The organism is Corynebacterium sp. CMW7794 (assembly GCF_001563605.1).
Classification (GTDB): Bacteria; Actinomycetota; Actinomycetes; order Mycobacteriales; family Mycobacteriaceae; genus Corynebacterium; species Corynebacterium phoceense.
The window spans coordinates 1-1,177 of the sequence record NZ_KQ961740.1 but is presented as its reverse complement, the minus strand read 5'-3'; the positions used below and the strand labels follow the sequence as shown (position 1 = coordinate 1,177).

At 55.2% G+C, this 1,177-nt stretch carries 2 protein-coding genes; both read right to left on the bottom strand.

What is annotated here, in order from left to right:
- Positions 1 to 22: 22 nt before the first annotated feature.
- Positions 23 to 943 (bottom strand): IS3 family transposase, encoded by a 921-nt coding sequence (locus HMPREF3227_RS13305; protein ID WP_011117481.1) that lies wholly within the window; start codon positions 941 to 943, stop codon positions 23 to 25.
- Positions 940 to 1,177, bottom strand: a 238-nt coding sequence (locus HMPREF3227_RS13750) for a transposase (protein WP_231732334.1), incomplete at its 5' end; no start/stop codon positions are given. The genes HMPREF3227_RS13305 and HMPREF3227_RS13750, both read right to left, overlap by 4 nt.

Genomic DNA, 1,177 nt, shown 5'->3' with positions numbered 1-1,177 from the left:
TGAAGTGCCCCGGGTTTTGTTCCTAGGCGTTTGCCTTGATTTCTATTATTGCTTGCGGCGGGTGCTGGTCCCAAAATTCGGTTTCCACTTCAGCTGGCGTGCGGTAGCCCAAGCTTTGGTGAAGCCTCGTCTCGTTCCACCATGACACCCACTCAAACGTCGCGATTTCCACCTCGACAACCTCATCCCACCTGCGAGTATGGATCAGCTCGTTTTTGTAGGAACCATTAACGTTTTCCGCCAGAGCATTGTCATAGGAGTCGCCAACAGTTCCGGTGGAAGCGGCAATCCCGTGCTGGGCAAGACGCTCGTTGTAGACAACGCTGACATACTGCGAGCCGTGATCCGAATGATGAATGAGACCTGTTGTTTCCTCAGCAGACGCGATCGCCTGGTTGAGAGCTTGCAGCGGCAACGCTTCGGTGCGCATGGAATCTGATAACGCCCACCCAACGATCCGTCGGGAGTAAACATCGGTGACAAACGCGGCATACACAAAGCCTTTCTTCGTGCGCACGTAGGTAATATCAGCCACCCACAGCTTGTTCGGGCCTTCGGCTTTGAATTCTCGCTCCACCAAGTCCGGGCGCAAATCCGGCCTTTGAGGTGTGCGAGTGGTCATAGGCGAGCGGCCTTTGCCTTTGCCTGATACACCGGCTAGACGCATCAGCCGCGCGGTTTGTTCACGACCGATATCGATTCCGTCACGATGAAGAGCATGCCACATTTTCCGCACACCGTAGATGCCGTAATTATCCCGATGGATAGCACTAATGCGTTCAACCAGCACAGCATCACGAAGGCCGCGAGCACTTACCCCACGGGCCTTGGACTGACGATACCCACGCGAGGTGATGAACCCACCAGCGCGGTTTTTCTTCAACGTCTTACAGATGAACTCGACAGAGAAACGATTCCGGTATTCATCGATGAACCGGATCATTTCCGACGTTTTGGGTCGAGTTCCGACGCGAAAAAAGCTGAGGCAGCCTTTAAAAGTTCATTGGTGTCGCGTAGCTCTTGATTTTCACGGCGAAGCCTCGCGTTTTCGGCGGCCAGATCTTCAGGCACGGGTTCTGGGATGTTTCCCGCACGGCGGGCCTGTTGGGTCCATTGACGGGCTGTGTGCCATGACACCCCCAGCTTTGGGGCTACTGCCTGGCACGCGGCTTGCATC

Coding starts and splice junctions, on each gene's coding strand:
- HMPREF3227_RS13305 (WP_011117481.1), bottom strand. CDS start 943: ATGATCCGGTTCATCGATGAATACCGGAATCGTTTCTCTGTCGAGTTC.